The organism is Caldimonas mangrovi, assembly GCF_023721835.1.
Lineage (GTDB): Bacteria > Pseudomonadota > Gammaproteobacteria > Burkholderiales > Burkholderiaceae_C > Caldimonas > Caldimonas mangrovi.
In genome coordinates this window covers 1-3,705 of sequence record NZ_JAMKFE010000037.1, presented here as the reverse complement: position 1 = coordinate 3,705, position 3,705 = coordinate 1, and the positions used below count along the sequence as shown (strand labels likewise).

Genomic DNA, 3,705 nt, shown 5'->3' with positions numbered 1-3,705 from the left:
TCAGCGCCTGGCTCCCAGATACGTCTCGACGACGCGAGGGTCGGTGGCGAGTTGGGCGGCGGGCCCGTGCAGGGCGATCTGGCCGGTTTCCAGCACATAGGCGTGGTCGGCCACCTGCAGCGCTGCACGGGCGTTCTGCTCGACCAGCAGGAGGGTCACGCCCGTCTCGCGCAGCCGCTCGATGATGCGGAAGATCTCCTTGACGATCAGCGGCGCCAGCCCCAGGCTGGGCTCGTCGAGCATCAGCAGCTGCGGGCGGCCCATCAGCGCACGCCCGATCGCCAGCATCTGCCGCTCGCCGCCCGACAAGGTGCCCGCCAGCTGCGCGCGGCGCTCCTGCAGCCGCGGGAAGATCTCGTAGACCCGCGCCAGGTCATTGCCCGGCGTGCGCCCGCGCAGGCGCCACGCGCCCAGGCGCAGGTTGTCCTCCACCGGCATGCTGGCGAACAGCGCGCGCGTCTCCGGCACCAGCGCGATGCCGCGCTGCACCCGCTCCTCCAGGCTCATGCGGCCGATCTCGCGCCCGTCATGGCGGATCGAGCCGCGCGACGGCAACACCCCCATCAACGCATTCAGCAGCGTCGACTTGCCCGCCCCGTTCGGGCCGATCACCGTGACCACCCCGCCCTTGGGCGCGGCCAGGCTCAGCCCGCTCAACACCTCGGCACGGCCATAACCCGCATGCAGGTCCGTCACTTCCAGCAGTGGTTCCATCGCGTTCTTCTCCGTCTGGCGTCAGTCAGCCCGGCAGGCACGCCGCGGCCCCTTCCAGCGGCCACCGCGGATCCGGCTTGGCCGGTCCGCCGGTGGCGCCCCCTCGGGGGCCGGCGCAGCCGGTACGGGGGACTCAATGTTCCGTGCCGAGGTAGGCGGCCCTGACGGCCGGGCTGGCCTGCACTTGCTGCGGCGTGCCCTCGAGCAGCAAGGTGCCGAACTCCATCACGACGATGCGGTCGGTCAGGTTCATCACGAAGTCCATGTCGTGCTCGACCAGCAGCAGGCTCATGCCTTCCTGCCTGAGCTGGCGCAGCACCGCCGCCAGCGCCTGCTTCTCCTGGTGGCGCAGGCCCGCGGCCGGCTCGTCCAGCAGCAGCAGCGCCGGGTCGGTGGCCAGCGCGCGGGCGATCTCCATCAGCCGCTGCGGCCCCAGCGCCAGGTTGCCGGCCAGCTCGTGCAGCTGCTCGGCCATGCCGATGCGCTGCAGCTGCCGCTCGGCCTCCTTGAACAGGCGCCGCTCCTCGTCGCGCTCCAGCCGCAGCATCGCGCGCACGCAGCCGGCTTGGCTGCGCAAGTACCCGCCCAGCGCCACGTTCTCCAGCACCGTCATCTCCGGGATCATGCGCACATGCTGGAAGGTGCGCGACAGCCCCCGTCGCGCGATCTCGCGGCTGGGCAGCCCGTCGACGCGCTCGCCGCGCCAGCGCACCTGCCCCGCGCTCAGGCGCAGCACGCCCGAGACCAGGTTGAAGGTGGTCGACTTGCCGGCGCCGTTGGGGCCGATCAGCCCGACGATCTCGCCGGCGCGCACCTCGAAGCTGACGTCGTTGACGGCCACCAGCCCGCCGAACTGCTTGCGCACGGCCTGCACCTCGAGCAGCGGTGCGCCCGCAGGCGGCTTGTCGCGCTCGGGCAGCGGCGCCGCGTCGGCCCAGTCGCGCACGCGGGTGCTGCGCGGCAGCCAGCGCGCCAGGCTGGGCCACAGCCCCTGCGGGGCGTACTTCAGCACCAGCACCAGCACGATGCCGAAGACGATGATCTCGTAGTTGCCGCTGGTGCCGATCAGCCGCGGCAGCAGCACCTGCAACTGGTCTTCGACCAGCTTGACCACCGCCGCGCCGGTAAACGCCCCCCAGACGCTGCCGACGCCGCCGATGACCGCCATGAACAGGTACTCGATGCCCCACTTGATGCCGAACGGCGAGGGGTTGACGGTGCGCTGGAAGTGCGCGAACAGCCAGCCGGACACCGCCGCATACTGAGCCGCGATCAGGAAGATGGTGACCTTGTAGCGGAAGGTGGACACCCCCATCGCCTCGGCCATCGTGGTGCCGCCCTTCAAGGCGCGGATGACCCGCCCGGGGCGCGAGTCGAGCAGGTGCACCAGCGCCACCGCGCCCAGCAGCGCCACCGCCCAGATCAGGTAGTACAGGCTGCGCCCGGCGCCCAAGTCCCAGCCGAACAGCTGCAGCGCGGGCACGCCCAGCAGGCCGTCGTACTTGCCCAGCCAGTCCATGTTGGCCATGCTGTAGTTGAGCGCCAGGCACCACGCGATGGTGGCCAGCGGCAGGTAGTGCCCGCTCATGCGCAGCGTGATCCAGCCCAGCAGCAGCGCGCCCACGGTGGTCAGCGCCAGCCCGGCCCACAGGGTCAGCCACGGCGAGACGCCCCAGGCGGTGCTCAGATACGCGCTGGTGTAGGCGCCGATGCCGACAAACGCGGCCTGGCCGAAGGAGGTGAGCCCGCCGACGCCGGTCAGCAGCACCAGCCCCAGCGCGACGGTGGCGTACAGGCCGATGGAGTTGAGCTGGGTGATCCAGAACTCGGGGACGGGCAGCAGCGGCAGCACCGCCATGGCGGCGGCGAAGCCGGCGATGCCGCGGCGGTGCACGCTCCAGCCCCGGCGTGAGGGCGTGGCGGGTGCCGGAGCAGCCGGCAGGGGGGTCGGGTGGGACACGGAGCGCTCCATGGGACTCACTCTTCTTCGGTGTGGGGGTCGCGCCACGAGCGCCACAGCAGCACGGGCAGGATGAAGGTGAAGACGATGACTTCCTTGAAGGCGCTGGCCCAGAAGGAGCTGTAGGCTTCGAGCACGCCGACGATCAACGCACCGGCCAGCGCGGCGGGGTAGCTGGCCAGGCCGGCGAAGACGGCGGCGACGAAGCCCTTCAGGCCGATCAGGAAGCCGCTGTCGTAGAAGACGGTGGTGGTGGGCCCGATCAGCAGCCCGGACAGCGCGCCGATGAAGGCGGCCATGGTGAACGACAGCCGCCCGGCAGCGTTGCTGGAGATGCCCATCAGGCGCGCGCCGAGCCGGTTGACGGCGGTGGCGCGCAGGGCCTTGCCGTGCAGGCTCTTGTCGAAGAACAGCCACAGCCCGACGATCAGCGCGGCGGTGGCGGCGAAGATGATCAGGGTCTGGCCCGACAGCGTCAGCGCGCCGAGCGCGAAGCGTTCGTCCCAGAAGCTGGGGTTGCGGAAACCCTCGGCGCCGAAAAACAGCAGGCCCAGGCCGGTGAGCGCGAAGTGCACGCCGACGGAGACGATCAGCAGCACCAGCACGCTGGCGTCGGCCAGGCTCTGGTAGGCCAGCCGGTAGATCAGCCCGCCGAACGGGGTCACCAGCGCCAGCGTCAGCAGCGCCTGCACCAGCAGCGGCGGGCGCTGCGGCGCCAGCCAGATCGTCAGCGCCGACACCGCCACCGGCCAGGCCAGCGTGCGCAAGGCCTGCCGCAGCACCGCGCCCACGCCCTGCCCGCCTTGCCAGCCGGCCCACGCGTCAAGCACCGCCACCAGCGCGGCCATCGCCAGCAGGAACCACACGGTGCCGGGCACCTGGCCCAGCTGCAGCAGGCCCACCGTCAGCGCCGCAAACGCCACGTACTCGCCTTGCGGGATGTAGATCACCCGCGTCACCGCGAACAGCAGCACCGTGGCCATCGCCAGCAGCGCGTAGATCGCTCCGTTCGTCACGCCGTCCAGCAGCAG

Annotated in this window: 3 protein-coding genes; all 3 read right to left on the bottom strand. The window is 71.4% G+C overall.

Translation table 11 applies throughout. The annotated features are described in order from the left end of the window. Entirely contained in the window at positions 1-714 is a 714-nt protein-coding gene (locus M8A51_RS26080) for an ABC transporter ATP-binding protein (RefSeq protein ID WP_251781544.1), read from the bottom strand. A gap of 133 nt (positions 715-847) precedes the next feature. Beyond that, on the bottom strand, positions 848-2,686 hold the full coding sequence (locus M8A51_RS26075) for a branched-chain amino acid ABC transporter ATP-binding protein/permease (RefSeq protein WP_407062266.1): 1,839 nt from the start codon (positions 2,684-2,686) through the stop codon (positions 848-850). A 5-nt stretch (positions 2,687-2,691) separates the two neighbouring features. Beyond that, positions 2,692-3,705: branched-chain amino acid ABC transporter permease (locus M8A51_RS26070; protein WP_251781543.1), on the bottom strand; the 1,014-nt coding region annotated here is incomplete at its 5' end.

Bases quoted from the DNA above. Each gene is read 5' to 3' on its own strand.
- M8A51_RS26080 (WP_251781544.1), bottom strand. From the start codon at position 714: ATGGAACCACTGCTGGAAGTGACGGACCTGCATGCGGGTTATGGCCGT.
- M8A51_RS26075 (WP_407062266.1), bottom strand. From the start codon at position 2,686: ATGGAGCGCTCCGTGTCCCACCCGACCCCCCTGCCGGCTGCTCCGGCA.